Source organism: Pseudoalteromonas sp. 0802, from assembly GCF_013350085.1.
Lineage (GTDB): Bacteria > Pseudomonadota > Gammaproteobacteria > Enterobacterales > Alteromonadaceae > Pseudoalteromonas.
Genome location: NZ_JABVXE010000012.1, coordinates 58,700 through 84,559, shown reverse-complemented (window position 1 = coordinate 84,559; position 25,860 = coordinate 58,700). Strand labels below are relative to the sequence as shown.

At 42.8% G+C, this 25,860-nt stretch carries 18 protein-coding genes; 11 read left to right on the top strand and 7 right to left on the bottom strand.

Annotated features, from left to right (window positions below; genetic code table 11):
* Nucleotides 1–19 precede the first annotated feature (19 nt).
* Complete coding sequence (locus tag HUS61_RS15890; protein ID WP_175083113.1) at nucleotides 20–712, bottom strand: LysR family transcriptional regulator; 693 nt, start codon at nucleotides 710–712, stop codon at nucleotides 20–22.
* A gap of 137 nt (nucleotides 713–849) precedes the next feature.
* Between HUS61_RS15890 and HUS61_RS15885 the strand changes: the two genes are divergently transcribed.
* Together HUS61_RS15885 and HUS61_RS15880 are read left to right on the top strand one after the other, a co-directional pair.
* Nucleotides 850–2,160: a BamA/TamA family outer membrane protein gene (locus HUS61_RS15885; RefSeq protein ID WP_175083112.1), complete on the top strand. Its 1,311-nt coding sequence runs from the start codon at nucleotides 850–852 to the stop codon at nucleotides 2,158–2,160.
* A 78-nt stretch (nucleotides 2,161–2,238) separates the two neighbouring features.
* Nucleotides 2,239–2,931: a hypothetical protein gene (locus HUS61_RS15880; RefSeq protein WP_175083111.1), complete on the top strand. Its 693-nt coding sequence runs from the start codon at nucleotides 2,239–2,241 to the stop codon at nucleotides 2,929–2,931.
* Nucleotides 2,932–3,245: 314 nt separating this feature from the next.
* Here HUS61_RS15880 and HUS61_RS15875 read toward each other — a convergent pair whose 3' ends face one another.
* Complete coding sequence (locus tag HUS61_RS15875; RefSeq protein ID WP_175083110.1) at nucleotides 3,246–5,546, bottom strand: hypothetical protein; 2,301 nt, start codon at nucleotides 5,544–5,546, stop codon at nucleotides 3,246–3,248.
* Between the two features lie 109 nt (nucleotides 5,547–5,655).
* Nucleotides 5,656–7,113 carry a dGTPase gene (dgt, locus tag HUS61_RS15870; RefSeq protein ID WP_175083109.1) on the bottom strand — a complete coding sequence of 486 codons (1,458 nt, stop codon included), beginning with the start codon at nucleotides 7,111–7,113 and terminating at the stop codon, nucleotides 5,656–5,658.
* Between the two features lie 218 nt (nucleotides 7,114–7,331).
* Between dgt and HUS61_RS15865 the strand changes: the two genes are divergently transcribed.
* The 4 genes from HUS61_RS15865 to HUS61_RS15850 are packed head-to-tail and all read left to right on the top strand — an operon-like array spanning nucleotide 7,332 to nucleotide 14,051.
* On the top strand, nucleotides 7,332–8,744 hold the full coding sequence (locus HUS61_RS15865) for a glycerophosphodiester phosphodiesterase family protein (protein ID WP_258536034.1): 1,413 nt from the start codon (nucleotides 7,332–7,334) through the stop codon (nucleotides 8,742–8,744).
* A gap of 10 nt (nucleotides 8,745–8,754) precedes the next feature.
* Nucleotides 8,755–11,070 (top strand): PEGA domain-containing protein, encoded by a 2,316-nt coding sequence (locus HUS61_RS15860; protein WP_175083108.1) that lies wholly within the window; start codon nucleotides 8,755–8,757, stop codon nucleotides 11,068–11,070.
* Nucleotides 11,071–11,087: 17 nt separating this feature from the next.
* Nucleotides 11,088–12,845 carry a hypothetical protein gene (locus tag HUS61_RS15855; protein WP_175083107.1) on the top strand — a complete coding sequence of 586 codons (1,758 nt, stop codon included), beginning with the start codon at nucleotides 11,088–11,090 and terminating at the stop codon, nucleotides 12,843–12,845.
* Between the two features lie 12 nt (nucleotides 12,846–12,857).
* Nucleotides 12,858–14,051 carry an alkaline phosphatase family protein gene (locus HUS61_RS15850; RefSeq protein ID WP_175083106.1) on the top strand — a complete coding sequence of 398 codons (1,194 nt, stop codon included), beginning with the start codon at nucleotides 12,858–12,860 and terminating at the stop codon, nucleotides 14,049–14,051.
* A 679-nt stretch (nucleotides 14,052–14,730) separates the two neighbouring features.
* On the opposite strand, the gene HUS61_RS15845 is transcribed toward HUS61_RS15850, so the two are convergent.
* Nucleotides 14,731–15,267, bottom strand: coding sequence for a hypothetical protein (locus HUS61_RS15845; RefSeq protein ID WP_175083105.1), 537 nt, complete (start codon nucleotides 15,265–15,267; stop codon nucleotides 14,731–14,733).
* 195 nt (nucleotides 15,268–15,462) lie between these two features.
* On the opposite strand from HUS61_RS15845, the gene HUS61_RS15840 reads away from it, so the two are divergent.
* A complete protein-coding gene (locus HUS61_RS15840; protein ID WP_175083104.1) occupies nucleotides 15,463–16,410 on the top strand; it encodes a RimK family alpha-L-glutamate ligase in 948 nt (315 codons plus the stop codon).
* A gap of 142 nt (nucleotides 16,411–16,552) precedes the next feature.
* Complete coding sequence (locus HUS61_RS15835) at nucleotides 16,553–17,701, top strand: benzoate/H(+) symporter BenE family transporter (protein ID WP_175083103.1); 1,149 nt, start codon at nucleotides 16,553–16,555, stop codon at nucleotides 17,699–17,701.
* A 60-nt stretch (nucleotides 17,702–17,761) separates the two neighbouring features.
* Here the strand turns inward: HUS61_RS15835 and hemH are convergent, their stop codons facing one another.
* Both hemH and HUS61_RS15825 read right to left on the bottom strand, forming a co-directional pair.
* Nucleotides 17,762–18,784: a ferrochelatase gene (gene hemH / locus HUS61_RS15830; protein WP_054553442.1), complete on the bottom strand. Its 1,023-nt coding sequence runs from the start codon at nucleotides 18,782–18,784 to the stop codon at nucleotides 17,762–17,764.
* A 78-nt stretch (nucleotides 18,785–18,862) separates the two neighbouring features.
* Nucleotides 18,863–20,170, bottom strand: coding sequence for an HD domain-containing phosphohydrolase (locus tag HUS61_RS15825; protein ID WP_175083102.1), 1,308 nt, complete (start codon nucleotides 20,168–20,170; stop codon nucleotides 18,863–18,865).
* Between the two features lie 95 nt (nucleotides 20,171–20,265).
* On the opposite strand from HUS61_RS15825, the gene HUS61_RS15820 reads away from it, so the two are divergent.
* The 3 genes from HUS61_RS15820 to HUS61_RS15810 all read left to right on the top strand — a co-directional run bounded on the left by HUS61_RS15820 (nucleotide 20,266) and on the right by HUS61_RS15810 (nucleotide 24,817).
* Nucleotides 20,266–21,225 carry a sensor histidine kinase gene (locus HUS61_RS15820; RefSeq protein WP_175083101.1) on the top strand — a complete coding sequence of 320 codons (960 nt, stop codon included), beginning with the start codon at nucleotides 20,266–20,268 and terminating at the stop codon, nucleotides 21,223–21,225.
* 82 nt (nucleotides 21,226–21,307) lie between these two features.
* Entirely contained in the window at nucleotides 21,308–21,958 is a 651-nt protein-coding gene (locus tag HUS61_RS15815) for a UPF0149 family protein (protein WP_175083100.1), read from the top strand.
* 315 nt (nucleotides 21,959–22,273) lie between these two features.
* Complete coding sequence (locus HUS61_RS15810) at nucleotides 22,274–24,817, top strand: TonB-dependent siderophore receptor (RefSeq protein ID WP_175083099.1); 2,544 nt, start codon at nucleotides 22,274–22,276, stop codon at nucleotides 24,815–24,817.
* A gap of 311 nt (nucleotides 24,818–25,128) precedes the next feature.
* Here HUS61_RS15810 and HUS61_RS15805 read toward each other — a convergent pair whose 3' ends face one another.
* Nucleotides 25,129–25,449 (bottom strand): hypothetical protein, encoded by a 321-nt coding sequence (locus HUS61_RS15805; RefSeq protein WP_175083098.1) that lies wholly within the window; start codon nucleotides 25,447–25,449, stop codon nucleotides 25,129–25,131.
* Nucleotides 25,450–25,860: the final 411 nt, after the last annotated feature.

Sequence of the window (25,860 nt, the reverse complement as noted above, 5' to 3'; positions counted from 1 at the left end):
CGCATCTCGCATCTCGCAACTAAAGTACCAACACCTCTCCTTGTAAACTTGGTGAGTCTGCAATACTGGTTTGGAGTTGTTCTATCAACAACAGGGCATTCGCTGATGGAGTGCGTGAATGTGGCCAGAGGGCGTAAATTGGCCTTGCGGGAATACTGTGGGGGGAATCGATATAACTAAAGTTGCTGGTGTCGTCTATACAGCAAATTTCGCTCATGGGTAGCAAGCCAACGCCATAGCCCGCTTCAACCATTTTTCTGGCGATTGTAACATCAAAGCAAAAGCTTATATGTTCATACTCGGTTTTTAATTTATTAAGCAAACCGCTGGGTAGTTGTGACTCTGAATAGGGCAATATCAGTCTTGATGTTGGGGCATCTTTCTTTTTAATCAGCTTTATTGCGATCATGCCTAGGCGCTTTTGAAAGTAGCTTGAGTCTTGTTGTTCGCCGATGCGAATGGCTAAGTCAAAACGTTTTTGGCTTAGTTGGCTGTTGGCATTACTTGGGTAAATGTGGAGGTTTAGTGCAGGGTTTTCCATCGCAAACTGATTAACGGCCCCCATCAGTGGGCCCGCAATGATGTTTTGTGGGCACAACAGGTAAAACTCTTTTGCGGCGGGCGAGTCATTTAATTGCTCAAGCTGGCTGCTAAGTGCGAGCACTTGTTCGCCTAATTCGTTATACAGTGATTCGCCTTTGGCGGTTAACACAATGCCTCGGGCTGTGCGTTGCAGTTTTAGATGATCAGCAGTTTTATCAACTTCATCAGTAACATTTGCGTTAAATCATTTTAAAGTTTTTAAGCACCAGCTATGCTTATTTAAGTCGCTTACTAAAGGAGCTAGTAATGCTTAACTTTAAATTTATTTTTTGTGGCGTTTGTGTGGCTGCAAGCCTAACGGCCAATGCTGATATTTCCCGTGTAAAAGCAAGTATTGAGCGTGTTGAGAGCGCGAATAAAAAGCACGAGTCTTTAGTGCTTCCCTACTTATTTAGCACCGATACCATGGGGCTTAACTTTGGTGTGGGTGGCATGATCAAAGGTTACCATCAACCACAAATGACCGTTGGCGCTACTGCATTTAAAGGTGATGTGAGCGAAGGCGCGTGGGCAGGCCTGTTTAACTATAAGGTGTTAGATTCAGAACGCTGGTATTTTAGTGCCAGTGGCATGGCTGCATATTTTCCTGATCAGCGAGCTTATACCGGAGGCCATAAAGTGCCCATTGCTGACAACGCCGTGTTCCCCGGTAGTAATGACTCTTCAAACGAGGTTTATTTAGAAGCCGATGGTAGCTCGAATTGGTTTGATGCCCGCATCGAATACGCTTTACCGTTTGGCGCAACATCGCAAACAGGTATGGTGCGTTACCAACTTAAAAATGGCTTGTTGGTTTCTGAGCCATCGGGTGGGGCACAGTGGAACCCGTTGGAATCGGGTGTAATGGTTGCAACTGCACGCTATTTTAGGCGCTCGCAAAGCTTTGAATTTAATGAGGGTACACAAGATGGCAGTATTTCAGCAATGGAATTTGGCCTGCTCTATGACAACACCGATTTTGCAACTAACCCAAGTTACGGAAGCAGGCAGTATCTTGCCTATAGCCAATCAATGCCAGGGAGTGACGATATTTATGATTGGGATTTGTGGCAGTTTAATGGCAGTAAGTTTATTTCTTTAGGAGCAAGTGAGTTTGCTCATCAGCGTATTTTAGCATTTAATTTTTGGGCTGCTTATTCACCCAGCTGGCAAGTAAATCACACTCTTGATGGCACTAAGTTTATCTCTGATGCAGCACCGTACAACGAAGGCGCTACACTAGGAGGGTTTAAGCGTTTACGGGGTTATGATTTTTATCGATTTCATGACAAAGCCGCTATTTATGGGGCATTCGAATATCGCTATACCCTAAAATATAATCCAATAGCAGATGTAAATTGGCTAAAGTTTTTGAAGCTGGATTGGTTTCAGTTAGTTGGCTTTGTTGAAGCTGGTCGTGTGTCGCCTCATTTAACCTTGGATGCATTGTGGCAAGACTATCATTATGACTATGGTGTTTCACTAAGAGCTATGATGTCGGGGTTAGTCGTTCGAACAGAGCTTGCTAATTCAAAAGAAGGGGCAAATTTTTGGGTGATGATAGATCAGCCTTTTTAGTGAAATTGGCTCAGATTTGTTGCAGTTTTATTAGAAACTGATAATCTGTACCCCTAACTTTTACAGTGACGTAAATTAATGATTAAACGGATTTTAATGACAACAGCCTTGTTGTTGCCCGCTTTTGCTTGGGCGCATCAAAGTGCTCCTTCAGAAGCATGTCAAAGCATGCAAGCCGAACGTATAGAGCTACAAATAGCCCTGCGTAAAACCAATCTTCTCGACAAAATTGAAGCCTATAAACAGCGCATTCAAAGCTTATCGGCGCGAATATCTGAAACTTGCTTTAGTGAAGAGCAAATAGCTGAGCTAAAGTCGTCTTTGTATAACCCTGATATTACTGAACTTGAAAACACCTTGGCAAAGCCATTAACTGAGCAAGCCTACATAAGCAAACAAGCTGCATGGGACCGCTTTTATGTGATGCCGCCACGTTGTGCTGCTCGTTCGTTACAGTTGCAAAACCTTGAGTCGTGCCTTGAAAATAAGCAAATTCAGTTTCAGCAATTTGATATGTTATGGCAGCAAAAAAGTGCACAACTTGCCCGTACAGAAGCAAAACCAACAGACTCGTTTCATGAGTTTGTTTTACCTAGCAAAGCCGAACGAGCTAAGTTAACCGCCGAGCAAGAATTAAAGCGCTACAGCTACAGCACCGATTCGTTTTTACCAACCAACATTATTGTATTGTGTGTTTTAGCCGTGTCGGTGTTTTTTGGTTTGATATTTATTTTCCATTGGTTAATGCGCCCACGGCCAGTGGTTAAGTGAGTGTTTAGTTAGCGAGGGGAAAGGGGAAAGAGTAAAGTTAGAAAGGGTAAAGGAGCTAGGCTTTAAGTTCAGCTCAGCACTTGAACTGCTCATGTTTAGGGTAGGTTGGGTCGAGCGGAGCGATACCCAACATAATCCATGTAAACCTTTTCATTCAGAAGCGCGAAACAAGTTTCACGCCTATGGTGAAGACATTAGGCGCTGGGACTTGAGTGCTGGGACGCGATGTAAAATCGCTGCTACAGACTCGCACCTCGCACCTCGAATCTCGCACCTCGCATCTCGCACCTCGCATCTCGCACCTCGAAACTTAATCACTCATCCGTTTTAAACTGTTTGGCGCGTTCTTCTGCGTCAATTAGGGCTTGTGATTTTGGCTGTTTGGTTTTGCTTTCTATCACAGGCTTTTCGTCAGAGTTTGGATCCCAGCTTGGATCAAGTGATAAGTTCGCAAATGGATTATACGGCTTATCATCTTGTTGCTCTGGCTCTTTGTCGGCGTCGTTGTCAGAGTCGCTATCAATCTCTTCAAGCTTATCGTCTTCACTCAGTTCGTCAGACAAATCAACCGTTTCTACCGCTGGCAGTGACGGCTCTTCTACATTAACGGAAGCTGGTTCATCTTGTAGTTCTTGTTCTAACGCTTGTAAGGCTTTTGCTAAATCATCATCGCTGATGTCGTCGTGCTCGTCTGTTGTGCTTGGAGCAGTGACTGTGTGCTCATCTTCATTAAAATGATCAGCAAACGATAAATCATCACCCATCAATGACGATAAGTCATATTCAGGCACTTCATCTTTAGACGGTTCATCCTCAGCAATAGGCTCTTTTGTTGTGTATTCATCAAAGCCGAATGATGACGAACTCGTGAAGCTTAGCTCTTCAATTTCTGGCTTCTCAAGTTTATCTATGTCAGGTTTATCAAGCTCATCGATATCAGGCTTTGCGAGCTCTTCTATCTCGGCTAACACTGGCTCGTCGTCAGCAATAGGCTCTTTTGTAGAATACTCATCAAAACCGAAAGATGAAGATGCAGTAAAGCTTGGCTCTTCAATTTCTGGCTGCTCCAGTTCAACTATTTCAGGTTTCTCAAACTCATCGAGTTCCGGCTTTTCAAGTTCTTCGATTTCAGCTAACACTGGTTCATCGTCAGCAATCGGCTCTTTAGTTGAGTATTCATCAAAGCCAAACGATGACGAACTCGTAAAGCTTGGCTCTTCTAATTCTGGCTTCTCTGGTTCATTGTTATCAGTATCTGCAAATGGCTCAGGTGTAAGAGGCTCGTCTTCAATAGGCTCTTTAGTTGAGTACTCGTCAAAGCCAAATGATGACGAAGCAGTATAACTCGGTTCTTCTAATTCTGGTTCGTCTTGCTCAACCTCTTCAGCTTGTGGCTCAGCCTCTTCGTTGATGCTATACGATGAATCTTCTAGGCTTGCTAGTTTGAGCTCTTGTTCTAACTCACGTTGTTCATCTAAGAAGTCGTCATCAGCGTCGTTAGCGTTTTTCTCGTCGTAGCCAAGTTCAAGATCTTCGAATTGATGGGCATCAGCAAAGTCTTCTGCTGGTGGTTGTTCAGGTGAAGTTTCAGACTCTTGTTCTTCTTTATCACGCTGAGCACTAAAGTGCATAAGCTCAGAAAACTCGTCATTATTGTCAGTTTCGGTTGCTGTAAATGTATCGTTGGCAAGCGGGTAGCTGTCTTCATGAGGGTGCTCTTGTTCTTCGGCCAGCACTGCGGCTGTTGCTGCTTTGAGTTCATCAGCTTCTTTTTCAGCAGCTGCTTGTGCTTCTGCAGCTGCTTTAATGGCTTTAGCTTGCATTAAGCTTTGTTCAAGTTCTAAATCGGCGTCTGCTTTTTTGCTTTGACGAATACGCACAATCACTAAACCTGCAACAAGTAATACCAACAACACAATTAAGCTTGGCATTAATAATGAGCTTGAAGAGCTATCGCTGTTTGCAGGAATAGGTTCTGGCATAGGTGCAGGTGTTGGCGCAGGTTTTGGTGCCGGTTCTGCTTTTACTTCAGGTTCAGCTGGTTTTTCAGCAGTTGCAGCCTCAACACTTTGGGTTTTAATTTCAGTGGTTTGATCTTGAATAGCAGAGCTAGTAGTTGATTCTACTACAGGCTCTTTAGGAGCATCAGAAATCGTAATACGGTCAACTTTTGCTGGTATTTCGGTTTGTTCTGCAGAGGCACTTGTTTGTTCGGCAGGCTCTGGTTCTTGAACTTCAGGCTCAATTGCTGGCATTTGCTGTTCGATAGGTTCAACGGTTTGCTCTGCAATAGGTGCCGTAGTTTCTTCAGGTTCTGCTTGAATAGCGCCTGAGTGCACCCTAGGGTTAGCCGCTGCAGTTGAATTAACAGGTGCTACTTCTTTTGTTTGTTGTTCTAGTTTTTCGAAAGCAGCTGCATTGTTTACTGGCGTTGGATTTTTGCAGTTTTTCTCATAGTTTCTGGCAGCTGAGCGATAGTTTTTATTGCTGGTGTTAAAGCGGTACTCATGCATTTGCTGTTTTAACAAAATACACATGGCTTCGTTGTACTGCGCTTTACTCGTAAAGCTTAAGCTTAGGAGTAATAAGAGAAAAGTTGTTTTTATAATTGGCATAAGTTCCGGACCAGTAAGGTTTAGTCGATGACCTAACAGTTAATTAATTCTAAGCTGAGACGAGTAATTTATCCACATTTGGTTAACAAATTAAGCGTATTCGTAGTGGTTAATCTATTACCATGAGCGCACGGTATTCGTCGTAAGCAAATTGGTCAGTCATTCCGCTTATGTAATCTTGAATTAAGCGGCAGCGATAATAAAATTCGTAGGCGGCAAAATGATCCGGTTCTGCTTTTAGGGCATCAATGGCTTTTTGGTAGCTATTTAAATGTTTATTAGATAGTTTTTTAACAAGACGAGTTTCAATTAAGTAGTTTTGATCGCCTTTTAACACGCGTTTAAAAGCATCAGCATCAAGGGCTAGTAAAGGTTTATAACAGTCAAGTAAACCGCTAATTATACGATAACCCTGTAGCTCTAAACGCTCTACTTCTTTGTGGCAAAATACATGCTTTAATGCCACTTGTTTTAAGGTGAGCGTGACGGCGTGCAAGTGACTGCGATCTTCTAGTAAAGCTTGATTAAAATCACCGTGGTAAATGGCTTCAATATTATTAATAAACCGCTCTGCTGCGTAGCTTACTAATGGGTGTAGCAAGGTCACGCGCAGGTAGATAAAAAATTCGCTGTTAAAATTGTACGGCTGCTCTTGCGCTTTACTTAACGCATAATCAATGGCTTTTTCGGCAAAGTCGCTGTGTTTGGTATCGTCTATGGTTAGGTTTGTGAGTGTGCGGGTGTATTGCTCTTTTAGCTTTTCGCAAAGCGACTCAACACTAATAATGCCTTTTTCTACCGCATCTTCAATATCGGCCAAACAATACGATATATCGTCAGCGGCCTCCATAATGTAGCTAGCAGGATGACGGCAGTATTGCTCAATTTCGAGTTCAGTTTGCAGGGCTTCAATAAACGGCTTTTCGCTGAAGTAGTAACCCACTTTTTTCATCAAGTAGTTTTTATCTTGCGGGCTGTCTATTTTCGCCATGCTGGCCGGGCGTGTATATTTTAAAATTCCGGCACTTTGGCTGTAGGTTAAGTTTAGAGAAAGTAATGAATGAATTATGCGAATACCTTGGGCATTACCTTCAAAACTTTTTATGTCTTGGGCTAGGTGTTTAAAGATCACACTAATACCAATGCCTTTACAGCGCTCAGGAGTCAGTGCGTCTAAGTGTTTATCAAACCATTGGTTGATGGCTGCTTCGCCAAAGTGACCAAACGGCGGGTTGCCTATGTAGTGCATTAGGCACGCCATTTCTACTAGGCTTTCTAGCGCGCGCTCAAGCCCAGCTAAGCCATATTCTTTTTGTTTTGCATCACTGAGCTTATTAAAAATGGTTTGCACAATAAACCGGCCCACTTGTTGTACTTCAAGCGAATGGGTAAGCCTTGAGCGCACTGCAGCATTTCGTTCGAGTGGAAAAACTTGGGTTTTTTGCTGCAAACGGCGAATTGCTGCACTATTAATAATGCGGCCCCGATCACTTTCAAGCGCAGTGTGTAAATTATTGGTAGAGCGCATTTCGCGCGCAGGCGTTATTTTTTTACCAAAATCGATCATTTTATATTCCCACAAAGCGGTAAAGTCGGGCTTTTGCGTTTTGTTAGCAACATTTTGCTATTTATTAAATTAAATCTAACAGCTTGTATCTTAAATTAAAATATTCATTTTTATTAAAGTTATTACTTTAAATCGTGGCCTTTATTCATATATTATTCAGTTTTACGCACTTCTTCATTATCTTGTATTAGAAAGGAAAGCCTTTTGGCTATAAAGCAATGATGCAAACTTTGTCTCAAAAACCATGGCTACTAGCTAGTATTCTTCTGTGTTTTATTGGTTTAACGGCTTGTAAGAGCACCCCAGAGCCAAGCGCTGAAAGCACCTTAACGGTGGCCGAAAAAAATGCCATTAAGGCCAAGCAGGGTGCACTGTATGCACGAGGGTTTTATGAAAGCCAACTTGGTAATATCAACTACGCCTCTGCTAGGCAATGCAGTAACTTTAATTTGCAGAGCCACCGTGGCTCAATTCGCTATGCCGAAAACTCACTTAACGCGGTGATAGATGCCATCGACAACAACTTTGATGTTGTTGAAATTGATGTGCGAATTACCCGTGACGATGTGTGGGTTGTGCATCATGATGCCCGTACTGGTCGAGAAACTGGCACCGTTGATAACCAGCGCCGCAAAATTGAGTCGATGAGCTATAAAAAAGAGTGGGGTTATTTACGTCATCGTAACCAAGATACCGGGTTACTTACCGATGATATACCACCTTCATTCAGAGAGCTTGCTGCCACGTTTGCGCGCTATCGCAAACCCCATCAAAAATTGAATATAGAAATAAAATCAAATGCCTCAGTAAATGATTTAAAAATGCTTGATTACTTAGCATATGAATTTGTTGGCGGCGGTAACTACTTTTTTAGCAGTTTAGAAATGCGCAATCTGACCCGTATGCGTGACATTAATCCGGATATTTACTTGGCATTTATTCAATCACCGGCAAAAGCCTCGATGAATAAGTTAGCAAGCGATCTTAAGCGTGGTGCCGGTAGCGACCCCATTTACGAGCGTAACAAAGAAGAACTTGAGAGCCTACAAGCACTAGGTAATCGCCATCATCGTGAAAAACGTTACGACAGCCCAGTTAAGCTCGATAAATTAGCCAAGCAGCTCAAACGTAATTTTGGTTATGTGCTTGATATTCGTCATTACGAGCAAAGTGCAGCACGCTTAAAACCAGTCGCTAAAGCGCGCGGTATTATGATTGCCACTTATTCTATTAACGGCCACGACTACCATGAGCGCAGCTTATTAGCGCAGTCACGCTCACTTCGCCCTGATTCTGTGATCATGGATGACACCGTTTATGGCTTTTGTTCTGTATTCGAATTACCAAAAATGCAGCCGTTTTTTAGCGATGAAGCAGACGCTAAGTTAATTGCCAGCATGCCCGCAGACCTTGATTTAGAACGCCTAGATGAGCTGTATGCTTATAAAGGGAACCAGCTTTATCCAGCGGTGGGCGGCACACTTAAGTCAACCCAAGCACAGACTTATATTCCCAAAGTAACATCGGCTCCTTCAGCACCTAATTTAGAAATAGGGACTCGCCAAGCCGATGAAGATTTTAGCCTAGAAACAGATCCTGCTGTTGAACTAGAACTGCGTAAAAAACAATAAGAACAAGACTATGACTGATTTAATAAAGCCGTTTTGGTGGCGCTGTTTGCTACTTGTTTTAGCTACTTTATATTTAATACCCGAGGCAATTTTTAATGCCCAGTTAGTCTCTTTAGTCGGTTTAGGAACGCCTTCTGCTGAAGACCTTGAACACCTCGAAATTTATGGCCGAGCTGTATCTGGAGTAGGTGTTGCACTGCTGTTAGCTGACTTTTTACCTAAAGCCATGGTTGCCAAAGTAGGCCGTGGCATTATCTCGTTTATCGCTTTATTGTGCTTAGTTTGGCCGGTGGTGTTTTTTGGCCAAAAATATGCCATTGAAAAAACCTTAATTGAGCCTTCAACCGCAGAGCAGCGCCAGTTTGCTACCTACAGTGCTGCACTTAGAGACGCGCTGGCGATTAACTCGATTAAAGTGAACGACCTTGATTACAACCCTGAGCAATTACATAGCTCAGAAAACCTGACCTTTTTGGCGCTGTTTGGTGGCTTACTGTATAGCGATGCCGCCCTTTCAGACAACCTAGAGCAAGATAAGCGAAAGATTATTGCTGCGTTTGTACAGAAAAAAGCGTATCAAGATTTTGATAAACATTATAAAAACTACAGCCAGTTATATGATGAGCTGGTGGTTAAATACAAAGCCTATGCTGATGGTAGTAAAAAGTACAACAGCACTTTGGCAAGTATCGGTGAGCGCGAGCAAGGTTATTGGCAGCAAGTTGAACAAGAGATCAATAGCGGCTGGAACAAGTACCAACAAGCGCAAAAAGCCCATATTGCAAAAGCGTCAGCACGTGCACAAAAGTATGGCCCGAAGATTTATGATTACCACCACAGCATTGCAAAATGCCGTGAGCGTTATGACAAAAGCAGCGAAAAAGACCGCCGAAATCGTTGTTATGAACGCGAAGCAGCAGACTACCGAAGCAATATTTTAAAAGCGGGTATTGGCTACATTGAGCCTGATTACTGGCTTATTGAAGAAGATGTTTCGGTTGCTGAAAATGCCGCAGGCACTATTTTAATGGGTGTGCTCACTGGTGGTGTTTATACCGCACTACAGGCTGCTAGTTTAGCAACCGGTGGTGATGGCGGCTTTAAAGATAAACGCTACAAATACACCGATGACCCAGATCATTATCAGCTGCGTTTTTTACAGCACCCGAACTTTCATAAGATGTTTGTGAGTGAAACGGGCTACCCATTTACGATTGAAAACTTAATGGCGTTTCGTGCTCACGAAACAACACAAAAGAAGCTTAGAGGACATTTTGCCAGCAAAGGGTTACAGCTTGAAAGCAACTGGAATGTGAATCAACGCCAAGCGTTTGCTAATGCTGTATCCAATAAGGTTACAAGTGAAGCTAATGCACAATGGCAAAGCGAAATGCGTAAACGCGGCATGAGTTTAAAGCCAAACTTAAGCTGGGTTGCGTTTCAACTACACCCGCAAATTCAAGCAAAAATTGCCGATAGAATGGGTGATTTATACGTAAAAAACATTCGTGCCGATTGGAATAAAAAGAACTTTAAAGACAAGGTGCTTGATCCAAACATTGCAAAACGCACTGACAAATACCTAGCCATGCTCAATAGCTCAGAAGGTAAATTTGCTGATGGTGGCGAGTATGCCGAGTACGGTAAGCAAGCATTGCGTTCGGTGATTATTCCGCCTATCTCGATGTCGTTGTCACTGTTTTTGATTTGCTTAACCTTTAGCAAGCTGCCGTTAAAACTGTGGCAATTGATTAAACCCAAGCAAGAAAAGCAACCAACCACTGCTGTATCTGTTTTGCAAAAGCTGATTATGCCTGCGCTGATTTTGATAGTGCCAGTAATGTTTGTGCATAACACCTTTACCGAAGACGACCAAAGCCCTGTTAACTACTTTTTAGACAAGGTCGATGAGTCGAGCAATCCGGTGTTTAGTTATGCGATTCGTTGGACTTTGCATGCCCAGCCTTTACTGCATCCGCTTGGTTTAAAGTTTGAAGAAAAACTGCATATTTACGAGAACTTTAGCCCGCTGAGCCATGCTTTAGCCAAGGTTGATATTTTGCGCCACGGCGATGCCAGTTTAAGTGCTGAGCAGCAACAGCGTAGACAATATCTGGTTGAGCAAAAAACTAAACTTACCATTACTACAAACCCGGTGAACGCCACTATTCGCATTATGAATATCGGCCCTAAATATCGCCCCGGCATGACATTAAAAACTGGCGCTTATGATATTCAAGTGTCGGCGCCTGGGTATAAAACGTATCGACGTTGGCACCAAGTAGATGCTGGCGAACAAACATTAACCATTGATTTAAGCAATTAATTAAGCAAGGAATGAAAATGCAACATTGCCAAACTACGGTATATGCCACCGATCTTCACTGTTGTGATTGTGGAGAAGCTCTTGAGCAAAAAAGACAAATGCACACGGTTGAAGAACTCAGCCCTGACTTGCTAGTTGATGTAAAAAATTATGCGCCACAAGCGAGTACGATCACAGGCGTTGTGAAATCAATGTATTACTATAAGCGCCGTTATAAAACCAATAACGACAACATGCTATATGGTTATTGGTGGCTAGAAGTAGAAGACAAAGACGGCATTATTCATGAGTTTAGTGTTGATGCAGAAAAAGATGTAATTGCTAACCTACAAAAGGGCAATGTAATCACTGCTTTTCAGGAAACACCGTTAACGCTTAATTATCGCATTGCTGATGGCAATGCTAGGCGGGTAGTTAAAAATGACCGCTTTATGCCAGTTGTGATTGTGCATTTTGCCGATCAACAATATCGCAGCTGGGACAAAACCATTAGCCGAAACTACACTGGCGGAACCATTTTGTGGCTTGTGCTAAGTGTTATTACATTCTTAATCATGTTGTTTGCTGCAAAGCTTGAGTTTTTGCCTGCGCTACTTGCGTCATTGCCTGTGGCAATAGGGGTATTTATGGCAGAGCACAACTACCATAAAAAAGCTAAAGCCAAACAAGAAGCAAAGTATGATGCGATTTTAGCGGCAACAGATGTGATGCTATCGACCACCCTTAATCAATTGGGTTATAACATGCTGGCAAGAACGCCGAGTAAGTCAGATGTTATTTGTATCTCTTGCCAGCAGCGTATTAGCCAAGATGCTGCGCATTGTTATTGCTGTGGCGCTAAGCAACACGTTGAAGCGATTGCTGAAAAAGAACAATCACTTGCAAAAGATGATGAGCAAGCCATTAGCATTCAAAAAGCGTTAGAGCCAAGCAAAACAAAACCAACCAGTATTGCCCAGCTTGAGCATGCCATTATGGATGAGTATAGCCTTGCATATGAAAACGCTTATGAGCATAAAAATGTTTGGGCACGTAACGAAAAAGGCACCATTAGTCATTGTGCAGTGCTTGGCAAAGTATTAGAAAAAGAGCAAAGCGCACATGCAAATGAAAGTCGCCAAACAGTGACCACTACAGAAACCACAACCACCTATCGCGGTGGCATGTATGTTGGCAGCGATGTAAAAGAGCGCGTTGAGGTTTATCGTAATCGTAGCACCACCTTAAAAGGTGAAATCATGCTCGAAACCGCATCGGGTGAGCCGTTTATTTTTAAAGCGGGTGAAGATTTACTGGGCTCTGTTGATATTGGTGATTGGGTGTATTACGCCTACAGCAGTGTTGATACTAAGCGTTACTCTGAGTATTACCGTGAGTATGCGGTTAATGTGAGTAAAGACATTAAGTACAACAATTCTTCAGTCAGAAACTTTGGTATGGTGCATGGCTTTAACCGTATGGTATTGCTTGGTCTTACGTCAGTAGGGCTAGCGTGGTACTTTGACGCCCGTGATTTTTACCCATTAGTAAATACACTTGTACCAGATGCTGGCATTGATTTACTCAATAATTACCCGCAAGTGGTTGAACACTTAGATGGCCTACCAGTTGCTGTGTTTATTGTGTTAAGTGTGGTTACAGGCGTTTGGGGCTTTATTTATAGCCAAATAAACGGCTCACGTTTAAAGCGTAGTGTGAAAAAGCTTGAAAGCATGATCACAAAATTTTCAAAACAGTTTGGTAAAGTTTCTGAGCAAATTAACAAATTGAACTAAAAAGGGTTTCGCATGCGTATTTGGCAATTAGTTTTAGCGGGTTTATTAGCGTTCAGCTCTCTTGTAAAAGCGGAGCAAGAGCAATCTGTGGTACTTATTTCGATAGATGGATTTCGCTGGGATTACATTGAAAAACACCATGCAAAGCACTTAAAAGCAATCAGTGAACAGGGCGTGAGAGCAAACAAAATGCGCCCTGTTTATCCGACCAAAACCTTCCCGAATCATTTGTCGATTATTACCGGCTTATTGCCTGTTAATCATGGCATTGTCGAGAACCGCTTTTGTGATACTGAGCGTAACGACTGCTACAAAATGGGTAAAGGGAAAGACGACAGCACTTGGGTAAATGGCATTCCGCTTTGGAACCTTGCACAAATGCAAGGCTTAAAAGCCGCCACCTATTTTTGGCCTGAATCAGATGCGCGCTTTAACGGCATGCTTCCTGATTACTTTTATCATTATTCAAAACACAGTGATTACCAAAAGCGTGTTGATCAGATTATTCAGTGGTTGAGCTTGCCAAAAGCACAGCGCCCACGTTTAGTGATAAGTTATTTTTCGTTGGTCGATAGCATGGGGCACGAGTTTGGCCCTGATGCTAATGAAACTTATGACGCAGTGCAAAAGCTAGATAGTTTAATGGCTGATTTATCGAGCCGTTTAAAAGCGCTTGATGAAAACATTAACTTAGTGATTGTGTCTGATCACGGTATGGCGTCTGTTGATCCAAGCCTTAGCATTAAAATTGATAGCCTGCCGCAAGACGAAAACTTCATAGTGCAAAACACCGGCCCTCGGGTTTTATATTATGCAAAACCAGATAGTAAAGCAGACATCAGCGGATTCAGTAAAAAGCTCGCTAAAGCTGCAGATGGTCGCTATATCGTGCTAAGTGAGCAGCAAAAGCATGATTATCACTATGATAAAGGCCCACGCGTTGGCGATATTATTTTACAAACCGACGCGCCTCGGGTGTTTACCGACAGTAAAATGGCCGGTTATTTAGGCACCCATGGTTACGCTTATAGCGAAGATATGGCCGCAACCTTTATCGCCACCGGCCCCGCCTTTAAACAAGGCCTCCGTTTAGATGAAGTTAGTAATTTAGATGTGTACCCGCTGATCGCCAAAATTCTAGGCCTTGAGATTTTAAGCCCAATCGACAGCGACGGTGCAAGTTTATGGCCGGCGATTGAAGAGTAGGTGTGAGTTGGCGAGGGGAAAGTTGCTAGGGGAAAGAGTAAAGTTAGAAAGGGGAAAGGAGCTAGGAGCTGGGTATTAGGCGCTAGGCTCTAGGCACTAGGACGCGATGTAAAATCGCTGGCTTTAAGTCGTTAGAGGTCAGATATTAGATGTCAGTCGATCTGTGGGAATGGTTAGGTCGAGTGTTCTTCTCAGCGATTTAAGCCTTGTAGGAGCTCTTGTAGGAGGTACTTTAGTGCCGAATCAAACCTGAATCAGAGCGGTCAACCTTCAGCTTTCAGCCGCGCAAAACAAGTTTTACGCCTACGAATTAAGGCATTCGGTTCTAGGAGCTGGTGCTAGGATTAAGGCGTTAGGGCGCGATGTAAAATCGCTGGCTTTTAGTCGTTAGAGGTCAGATATTAGATATCAGACGAACTGTGGGGTTGGTTAGGTCGTGTGCTTTTCTCTGCATTTGAACTGCACATTTTTAGGGTAGGTTGGGTCGAGCGGAGCGATACCCAACATAATCCATGTAAACCTTTTTATTTTAAAAAATAAACCAATCAATCAAACGCGATGTAAAATCACTGCTACAGACTCGAAACTCGTATCTCGCATCTCGCATCTCGCACCTCGTATCTCGAATCTCGAAACTCGCTAACTTTCCCCTTTCCCCTTGAAACTAGCAACTAGTAACCTACAACTTCGTTACCCACCCGTATTCACCATGGCTTTGAAACTTGTAGCTTTGATTACCGGCATCAAATTGGCCTTGTAGGGTGTTTTCTGTGAGGGTCATCACGGCTTGATGGCCTGTTTTAGTTTGATCATTGACCTTGCCAAATACACTTCTATCGCCATTGCTGGCTTCGATGATGTTACTAATTTCGACGGTGTAACTGAGGTATTCGTCGATCACTAAAATAAAGTGATCGCCAGGTTGTAGGGTTTTTAGGGTGTCTAAATCAAATTCGCTGAACGCGGTGTTTGCTAATTGGTCAGGCAAACGGCCTTGTTTGTATAGGTAATCGTGCGCATGATTAGATAGCTGATTAAGTGGCGCAGTTAAGTTCACAATGGGCTGTGGGGCTATTTGATCGGCTTCTGCTTTGTAAGAGGCAACAAACTGCAGTGTGCTTGGTTTTGTTTTAAAACCATCACTTTGAATATGCCACTCATTCAGTGCAAATGCTGTAAGTGGCAGAATGAAGATTAATGCAAGCGTCCTGTTCACATGTTTCTCTTACGGGGTTTTATGTTAACTCATTGTTAGTTTTTACCTCAAGTTAACAACTTGGTCAATAGTTAATCACTAAGTAGTGGTTTTTATTATCGTGTCGATAAAATTAATTTGTTTTACTCGGCTCTGAATGCTGAGCATAATCCGCGTTTTTTTGTCACCGAAACTCCAAGACTAGAGGTACCGACCATGCGCGGGTGGATCATTTATAAAGATAGCCAAGGCTTGTTAAAGCAAGAAACCTATGAAGTAGAACGTTTACTTGCTGCAGCCAAAGAAGAGGGTATAGATTTACAAGTTTACTCGCCAGATCAATTTGATCTAACTATTACCCGTGAAGACGGTAAAAGTATCTTAATTGATGGTCAATCTGTTGAATTACCAGACTTTGTTATTCCTCGCATGGGTGCAAGTACAACCTATTTTGCGCTGGCGATTATTCGCCACCTTGAGCGTTTAGGCGTTTATTGTGTCAATAGCTCGCAATCAATCGAAACAGTGAAAGACAAACTGTTTACACAGCAAATTCTTGCTGAATGTAATTTACCTACGCCGAATACCATGTTGGTTAAGTTTCCGGTGAATATTGATTTGGTTGAAAAGCAGATTGGCTTTCCTGTGGTTATTAAAACGTTATCGGGCTCGCAGGGCAGTGGCGTGTTCTTATCAAAATCAAAAGAAGAGTTTGATGACTTAATGCAGCTGATTGAAGCGGCAAACCCACAAGCAAACATCATTTTACAGCAGTTTGTTAAGTCGAGTCATGGTCGTGATTTGCGAGTACTTACTATCGGTGGCCGTGCTGTTGCGTGTATGGAACGTAACTCACAGGGTAAAAACTTTAAAGCTAATGTCAGTGCTGGTGGTACAGGTAAGTCATTTCCTATTACGCCAGAAATCGAATGGCTTGCAACCCAAACTGCGAACGTACTTAACCTTGATGTAGCTGGCATTGATTTATTGTTTGATGAGCAGCACTTTAAAATTTGTGAAGCAAACTCAAGCCCTGGCTTTGAAGGCTTAGAAGGTGCGTTGGGTATTGATGTCGCCAAAGAAATCTTGCACTTCATTCGTATTCGTTTAGGCATTTTTGATAAGCCAAAAGTTGTCGAAGAGCCTTGTTTAGAGGCCGTGTAAACTTTCAAAAGGCGTGTTTATAACACGCCTTTTTTGCGTCATCTGTATAGTAAATAAATCTTAAAATACTACAAAAGTGTACAGTGCCATCTGGCAAATCATAGGATATGGTAGATTTTTAATTGCCAAGGAGTGTGTGTACATGAGTCAGCTCATCAGTCGAGCAACCGCGGGGTTAGTGGCCGTTATTATTGGCTTTACCAGTTCAATCGCGCTTATTTATCAGGTTGTTATGGTGTTAGGTGGAACACCTGATTTAGTTGCCAGCTGGGTGTTAATGCTTGGTCTTGCGATGGGCGTCAGCTCGATTGCGTTGTCTTATTACTACAAAGTGCCCATTCTTATCGCGTGGTCAACAACCGGAGCGGCACTCCTTATTTCAAGTGCCCAAGGTTATAGCTTAAACCAAGCTGTTGGCGCGTTTATGTTCTCTGCTGCGCTGGTGTTTTTATCTGGTATTACCGGCGTGTTCGAAAAAATGATGAACAAGATCCCTAGCCAACTGGCCTGTGCCATGCTTGCAGGCGTGCTGGTGAATTTTGGTATTGATGTGTTCAACTTTATGAATGAGCTACCTTTAGTCATTGGTTTAATGGTGGCTGTTTATTTATGTGGTAAGCGCTATTTCCCACGCTTTGCTATGCTTGCTGTGGTTGTGGCGGGATTTTTAATGGCAGGTGTAACAGGGCAAATTGATACCTCTAGCTGGCAGTGGAAAATGAGCGAGTTTGCTTATATTGCGCCTGAGTTTGACTTGAACGCTATGATAAGTGTTGGGTTGCCGCTATTTATTGTGACCATGACGTCGCAAAACTTACCGGGTATTGCTGTTTTAAAAGCGCACCAATACAAAGCCCCTGTATCGGCAGCGCTAAATGTAACCGGACTATTAAATGTATTTATTGCACCATTTGGTGGTTATGCCATTAACCTGGCGGCTATAACGGCTGCCATTTGTATGAGCCCTGAGGCCGATAAAGACCCAAGCAAACGTTATTGGGCAAGCATTGCTGGTGGTGTTTTTTACATTATTATGGCGCTCCTTGCGGCAACCTTGGTCGGTTTGGTAGCAAGTTTGCCACAGGCATTAATTTTGGCGTTGGCAGGTATTGCGCTATTTGCCACCATTGCGAGCAGCTTACAGCAAGCCTTAACAGAGGCTTATTATACCGAAGCTGCTATCGTGACCTTTTTAGTTACAGCTTCAAACCTAACTTTGTTCTCGGTTGGTTCTGCATTTTGGGGGATTGTTGCAGGTACGGTGACCTTGGTTATGACACGTAAAGATTAATGACACGCTTCAACATTAAAAAAGGCCCTAGTTACTGTATATAATAGCCAGGGCCTTTCGTTATTTAAGTAATGGTTTTATTACTTCAAACATCGCATTGATATGGTCATCGCGGGTATTCAATGCAGGAATGTAGCGGTACTTTTCACCGCCTGCGTGTTCAAAGTTTTCTCGGTTTTCGCCTTCGAGTTCTTCTAACGTTTCTAAACAGTCGGCACTAAATGCAGGGCTTAGAATTGCAACGTCTTTAATACCTTCAGCAGGGTAGCTTTCAAGGGTTGCGTCTGTGTATGGCTTCAACCATTCAGCTTTACCAAAACGGCTTTGGAAAGTTGTTACAGCAAAGTCTTTCTCAAAGCCAAGTTTCTCTGCTACTAAACGGGTGGTTTGCATACAAAAGCAATAGTAAGGGTCGCCGTTTTCTAAAAACAGTTTAGGTGTACCGTGGTACGAAAACACCAATTTTTGCGGCGTGCCATGGGCATTTAGATCTTCGCTAATGCTAGCGGCTAGGGCATCAATGTATGTCGGGTTGTCGTGATAGCCATTAATAAAGTGTAGCTCAGGCACCCAGCGCCACTTACGAAGAACATTCGATACAGCATCAAACGTTGAGCCAATCGTGGTGCTTGAATATTGCGGGTACATTGGCAGTACAATCACGCGAGTGATGCCTTTTTCGCGCAGCTCTTCAAGGCCCGCTTCAATTGAAGGGTTCCCGTAGCGCATGGCCATGACCACTTCAGTGTCGTGGTGTCCTTTGTCTTTTAAAAGGGCTGCCAATTTTTTGCTTTGCTCTCGGGTAATATGCGTGAGCGGTGAGCCGTTTTCAGTCCAGATGCTTTTATAAAGTGCTGCTGAGCGTTTTGGGCGTAACGTAAGGACAAAGCAATAAAGGATGATCATCCAAATAAAACGTGGGATCTCGACAATGCGAGGGTCCGATAAAAACTCGCGTAAATAAGTTCTAAGTGCCGCGGTAGTAGGGGCGTCTGGGCTCCCTAAGTTGGTCAGTAAAATGCCCGTTTTTTTGTTGAATCGGCCGTCATGAGGCTTATCGGTAATGGCGGAAAATCGCGACACTGAGTGCTCCTATATGAAGTAATCGTAATATAAATCACATTGTAACGAAGTAAGCTGACTAAGTGATCACTTTATTCGCTAATTTTTGATCATGATCCTGAAAGGATTCGGTTTTCTTGCTTCAAGCTGCTGCAGTTTTGCAATTGATTTTGCGCCAAACACATGCCCTTTAGGTAATAACAAGATACCGTCGTAGCTTCTTAGTGCGTGCCCAAGCACCATACCGTTTTTAAGATCTTGAGCCGAGATAATTTTCATGGTGCCGACTTTTTGATCGCTCGCACAGGTTATTTTAATGCTATCTAATACGTCTAAAATTTTTGGGTGATAGTGAGTGCCGCTGTATAGCCGTAGCTGATCAAGTGCGCTTTCGTAACGGCTGTTATCTTGCACTGTGATATGCGCAATAGCCTGCCAGAAATCGCGGGCTACCGCTAAAATCATTGCCGTAATTGGTATTTCTTTGCCCTTTAAGCCCTTCGGCGTGCCCGAGCCATTGTAATGCTCAAACTGGTAATAAATAGCCTCAGAGACATCATGTAAATGGGTCGCTGGCATGAGCATCAGTTGAGCGGTACTTGGGTGGGTGTAAAAGATTTTTTTTTGGTTTTCGGTTAGTTCTCTTGTTGGCTTTTTATAAAGCTCAGGCTCCATGGCGAGCAAGCCTATTTGTGCAAGATAACCTGCCATTTCAGCTCTTTCGATATGTTGTTTATCTAAAGCAAGTTGCTCTGCAATTTGCTTGCTGGTAGCGGCGATGTTTTGCGCTTGCATACCATCCAGGTACGGATTGGCGTTTATAAAGTTATATAAAATCTCAAAAGTACTGCGATGCTCTTGTTTTTCACGTTCGTTGACTTCTTCTAGTTGTTTGAGCACTTTTCGAATTTGTAGAGTGCGCTTTTCTACCATTTGCTCAAGGTTGTTGTTGAGCTCTTTTAACTGGCTGTTTTGCGCTTTGATTTTTTTCTCTAACTGCTTGTTTTGGCGCTTTAATGAGGTTTTTTCTATGCCATCACTAATATTGCGTAGCAGTAATTCGTTTTGCCATGGCTTTTGGATATAGGCATGGATTTTACCTCTATTAACGGCGGCAATGGTGTTGTCGATATCTGAGTAACCGGTTAGCAAAATCCGGTGTGGTTCTGGGTCAATATTAAGTGCTTGCGCAAAGAAGTCGGCGCCGTCCATATTTGGCATACGCATGTCGCAAATGATCACATCAAAGCTATAAGTAGCCAAAACCTTTAGCCCTTCAAGTGGATCTGAGCATGCTTTTGCAGTGATGTTATTCGCTGATAACAGGCGCAAAAGAGTCCTCAAGACGATTTCGTCGTCATCAATGCATAAAACCTGAATATGTTGCTTGCTAACTTGTTCTGCCATACCGTTTTACTATGAGTCATCGTTAATCAATAACATAGCCTTAAATCAAGCCTTGTGCTAGGTTTTAAAAGAGACAAACAGAGTTTGAGACGAATATGGATGACTTTAAGCAAGCCTATTTGTTAGAAAAAGCGGCCAGAGAAGAAGCTGAACAATTGCTCGCAGACAAAAGCCGTATTCTAGTGGCATTAAACAGTGAGCTTGAGCAAAAAATTGCTGACTTAGAGCATCATCAAGCTATGTTCATTCAAGCCGAAAAAATGGCCACTTTAGGCACTCTTTGTGCTGGGGTTGCCCATGAAATAAATAACCCTCTTGCCTATAGCATTAGTAATGTCGATTGTTTAAAAAATTACTGTAATTACTTTAGCGAGTTACTTGCTGTATGTGATGAATTTGCCTGCAACGATACTGATAAAGCCACGTTTTGTAAGCAGTTAACAGAGCTTAATAAAGTGCACTCGTTTCGCTTTATGGCTGATGACTTACCTGAACTAATAAGCGACACCTCACAAGGCTTGCAAAGGATCAGTAAAATCGTTGCCAATTTACTGGATTTTTCTCGGCCAAAAGGTCACGACAAGCAATTTGCCGATATGACCGAGGCGGTAAAAAGTGCCGTTAAACTACTTGCTAATCAACTTCGTAATTGCCATTTGCATACCCAATACAGTCCGATATCACAAAGTTGGTGTAACTTACCCGCCATAAGCCAAGTGATTGTTAATATCTTAATTAATGCCAAACAAGCTTGTGATAATTTAAGCGCAAAAGCTGAAATATCCGTTGCTGTGTATGAACTTGAGCAGCATATTTATATCGATGTTGAAGACAATGGCGCCGGTATGTCAGAAGAAACCATTGCGAAAATATACGATCCCTTTTACACCACTAAACCTGTTGGTGAAGGCACCGGCATGGGCATGACTATGGTCTATGCCATAGTGCATGAACATCAAGGGTGCATTGATATTCAAAGTACAGAAGGAATGGGCACACGAATTAGCTGCGTGTTCCCGGTACAAAGTCAGGTCAGGAAGACTGTAACTAGCTGACAGCATTTCAGTTGTTGCAAAAATTTGTGAATTCGCTAGGGTAGGAATACACCCTTACCAAAACAACATGTAAAGGCTCAATATGCTTAACCAACAAAGTTCGGATGTATTTAAAAATTACCTCGCTAGTCAAAGCGAAACTAATCAAGTCAGCTTGGATCAAGTGATTGGCTATATGTCTGGTTTGTTAGCCTGCTCAGAGTTTTTTGGTGAGTCAGAGTTAGCAAATTATATTGCCGATAATGATGAAGCTGTATTCAACACCTTAATGACAGATTCAGAGCCGCGCGATGCAATGATTGAGCTGCTCGACAATGTAACCGAAGCACAAGTTGAACAAAAGAAAATCTTAGCCGAATTATACCCAAATGAAGTTAACAGCAATGAACCAAGCCAAGCATTGCAAGACTTTTGTAGCGGGTATATTGCGGCGTATATCGTGAACCAAGATATTTGGCACAGCGATTTACAATTTTTACTCAAGGCTGATTCGCAGCAAGAAAACGAAAGCGAAGATGGCCAGTTGTTTATTGATAATTTTGAAGCAACACTCGATTTACTTACTACTTTTGCAATGTGGGATCAGGCGCTGGCAAATCATCCTGAACCAGAAAAACTAGGCGAAGGGTTTGTCACCTTCCTTAATGCGCTAGACGAGAGCTTATCTGAGATTGCCACTATGGCGTTAATGCTTGAAGATGAAAAACTGGCGATGCTTGAGCAAGATAAGTAAACATTTCCCTCCTCAGTAGAGATAAGCTGATAGTTGCATTATTTTGCTTATTTCTACTGAAAAACGAATAATTCCAACCTTAAAAATTCCATTAATACTACAAATGGAAATATTTATACCTAAGTCGTACCTGATTTTTCTTTCATTTTGTGGATTTGTTGATAGGATGTTTTGCAAGAGTTAATTCGCAGGCTTGAGTTAGCTTTCAAAATCGTGATTTCTAAAATCAACAACACGTGCTTAGTGCTTTTCTTAATTTCTCCAAAAGGGGCGTCTTTTTGTTTTAAGGAAAGCCGGAATATCAACAGGATACACATGACAACACATTCTTTAAGTATGCTGGCCGTTGCGGTTAGTGTGGCTGTTTCTGCGACTTCAGTGCAGGCAGCAGAGCAAGCATCTGCTGTAAAAGCAGATAAAAACATCGAACAAATCTCTGTATTAGGCTCGCGGGTTGCCAATCGTACAGCTACCGAATCAACATCGCCGGTTGATTTGATTGATGCTGACGACTTAAACAAAGGTGGTTTCACTGAACTGGGCCAAAGTCTGCAAGCGACGGCTCCTTCATTTAACTTTTCTCGTACGCAAGTGTCAGATGGCTCTGACTTATTTAGACCTGCGACTCTTCGTGGTTTACAGCCAGACCAAACGTTAGTGCTTATCAATGGTAAACGCCGCCATAACCAATCTATTTTTGGCTTAAATGGTACTGTAGGTGCCGGTGCTGCGGGTACTGATATGAACGCGATTCCGCTTACTGCGTTAAAAGGCGTTGAAGTACTTCGTGATGGTGCTGCTGCGCAATATGGTTCTGATGCGATAGCCGGTGTTATCAACTTATCGTTAAACGATTCAACGGGTGTTACAACGGGCTATGTGCAAGCAGGTAGCACAGGTGAAGGCGATGGTGACACTATTTCAATGGGTTTAAACCGTGGCTTTGATTTAGGTGATGAAGGCGGCTTCATTAACTTTTCTTTAGAATACCGTGATGCTGATGGCACCAACCGCGCAGAGCGTGATACTGGTGGCTCAGTTGATGTACCTGCAGGTACGCTGTCTGACGAAGTTCGTTGGGGACAGGGTAATGCGGATAGCGAATTTACCTCTGTGTTTTATAACATGGCATTACCATTTGGTGAGACCGAGCTTTACTCATTTGGCGGATACTCAAACCGTACTGCGCTAGGTAATGGTTTTTACCGTAACTTTGACCAAGCAGCGAAGAACGTTGTGCAAGTATATGGCGATGGCTTTTTACCTCGTATTGATAACGAAGCCGAAGATATTTCGTTTTCACTAGGGCTGCGCGGAGAGTTAAATCCAGATTGGAGCTATGACGTATCTGCCGTATATGGTGAAAACAGCTATGATTTCACTTCAAAAAATACTCTAAATGCGTCGTATGCTGCTGAATATGTGGCGAATAACCCAGATGCAAGTGATGCTGATATTGCTGCTAACGCGGGCCCTTCAGGCGGATACTCAGGTGGTTTTAGATTTGATCAAACAACCGTTAATGCAGACCTTAATGGTATTATTGATATTGGTCGCAGCGAGCCTTTATATGTATCTGTAGGTGCTGAATACCGTAAAGAAAACTATGAAATCGTGCCGGGCGAAGAAGCCTCTTATGCGTGTGGTTTAGCTAACTCAGATAGCTCATACCCTGCGGTAAATGACAGCAGCGTATTTGCTGAGTGTGGTTTCCAAGCTTATAACGGTTTGCGCCCTGAAGCGTCAAACAAAGAGAGCCGTCACAGCTATGCATTTTATGTAAATGCCGAAACGCTGATCACGGACGCATGGCAAGTAAGCACAGCGCTTCGTTATGAAGACTTCTCTGATGCCGGTGATGACATCATTGGTAAGCTCGCAACGCGCTATGAAGTTACCGATGACTTTGCCGTGCGTGGTGCGATTTCATCTGGCTTTAGAGCACCATCACTGCAACAAAGTGCCTATACAGCCTACACCACCAACTTAGGTGCTGGTGGTGTGTTATTGCAATCATTCACAGCAACAGCGGGCTCTGATTTCCCATCTGCACTTGGCGTTGATAGCCTTGACCTTGAAAGCTCAGAAAACTTAAGTGCAGGTTTTGTTTACAACGTAACTAGCGATTTATCGCTAACCGTTGATTTTTACCATGTTGCTATTAAAGACAGAATTACCCTTGGCAGCTTAATGTCTGCGGACGATGTTTCGTTTAGTGCTGAGGCCGTGGCTGCGCTTAATGCAACAGGGGCACAGCAAGCTAACTACTTCTCAAACTCAGTTGATTCAACCACCAAAGGGGTTGATATTATTGCTTCGTACCGCACCGATTTGTATAACGGTAATTTCTCAGCAACCTTTGCGGGTAACATTAACGAAACTGAAATTGATGATGTAAATGCACCTGAGGGGATTCCTGAGTCAATCGCCCTTGATGATTTACAACGTAGTTTCTTAACAGACGGTCAACCTGGTGAGCGTGCAACGCTAACGTTTGAATACGATCGTGGTGATTTCAACAGCATGCTACGCTTTAACTACTATGGTGAAACAGACGTTAAATACTTTGGTAATGACCACATTGGCTTGCCTGATGAGTTATCACCTACCGGTGAGTTTAAAGACACAAGCACGGTAGAATCAGCGGTATTAGTGGATGTTAACGTGGGCTATCAGCTAACTGACGAACTCATGCTATCGGCGGGTATTGATAATATCTTTGATGTAACGCCAGACGAGCTAGGCGAAGATGAAGCGCTTGATTTTATTACGAATAAAGCATTCAAATACCCTGTTCGTGCACTACCTTATGGTTTTGATGGTATGACCTACTACGCAAAACTAAGTTTTAGTTTTTAATTCCTAAGTTGATATGAAACTTAAATAGCGCCTAACGGCGCTATTTTTTTGCTTAATTGTAGTATCCGACATTTGTCGCTCTAATTAATGACAGCTGTCTTTAATTAGAGAGTTGCAAGTGGGAAGTTGCAAGGGGAAAGTTGCAAGGGGAAAGTTGCAAGGGGAAAGTTGCAAGGGGAAAGTTGCAAGGGGAAAGTTGCAAGGAGAAAGTTGCAAGGGGAAAGTTTGCGAGTTTCGAGTTTCGAGTTTCGAGTTTGTAGCAGCGATTTTATATCGCGTTTTATTTCGCTTTTTTGAGTTTTCATATGCATTTAAGCACTCCAAAGTCTATTTAGTAGAATGCTTGCAAATAACAAAATCCAACCTGCAACTATAATTGTGTAGTAGACAGTCGAATTAATTATTGGCTCTAAAGTGAAGTGTGGTGAAAATATGTTTTTTACCGGTTTAAAGAATAGCTTTGGGTTTAAGCTACCCGCTAAAATTATAAGTGAAATTGCTAGACAACTAATGAACTCAAACCAGTCTAGGCCTTGTAATATAAGCAAATAAATACCGACAGTTAAATTAATAATTGCTGCCAATCCGAACAAAATAGATAGTAGCTTTTCCTTTTTATTAAGCGTTTCCATACTGTAATACTCCTTATTACATTATTTAATACCTTTATATTTCGGTAAGTTACGAGAGTTAAGGGGAAAGTCGCGAGTTTCGAGTTTCGAGTTTCGAGGTGCGAGATACGAGCCTATAGCAGCGATTTTATATCGCGTTTCTCTCGAACCTAGCTACGTAGGCGTTATGCTTGCATGGCGCGCGAAATAAATTTCACGCCTACGTCTACTGGTTTTACATTTGTGTGGTGTTTGAGAGCTCATGGCTGAAGCCATTCCTACAAACGACATCAAATTTTCGTAGCAGCGATTTTATATCGCGTTTATTCTCACACCCAGCACCTCGCATCTCGTATCTCGCACCTAGCGCCTCGAACATCTCATCTCATAATTCGCATCCCTCACCAATGGCGCGGAATAAAGCCGCTGCTA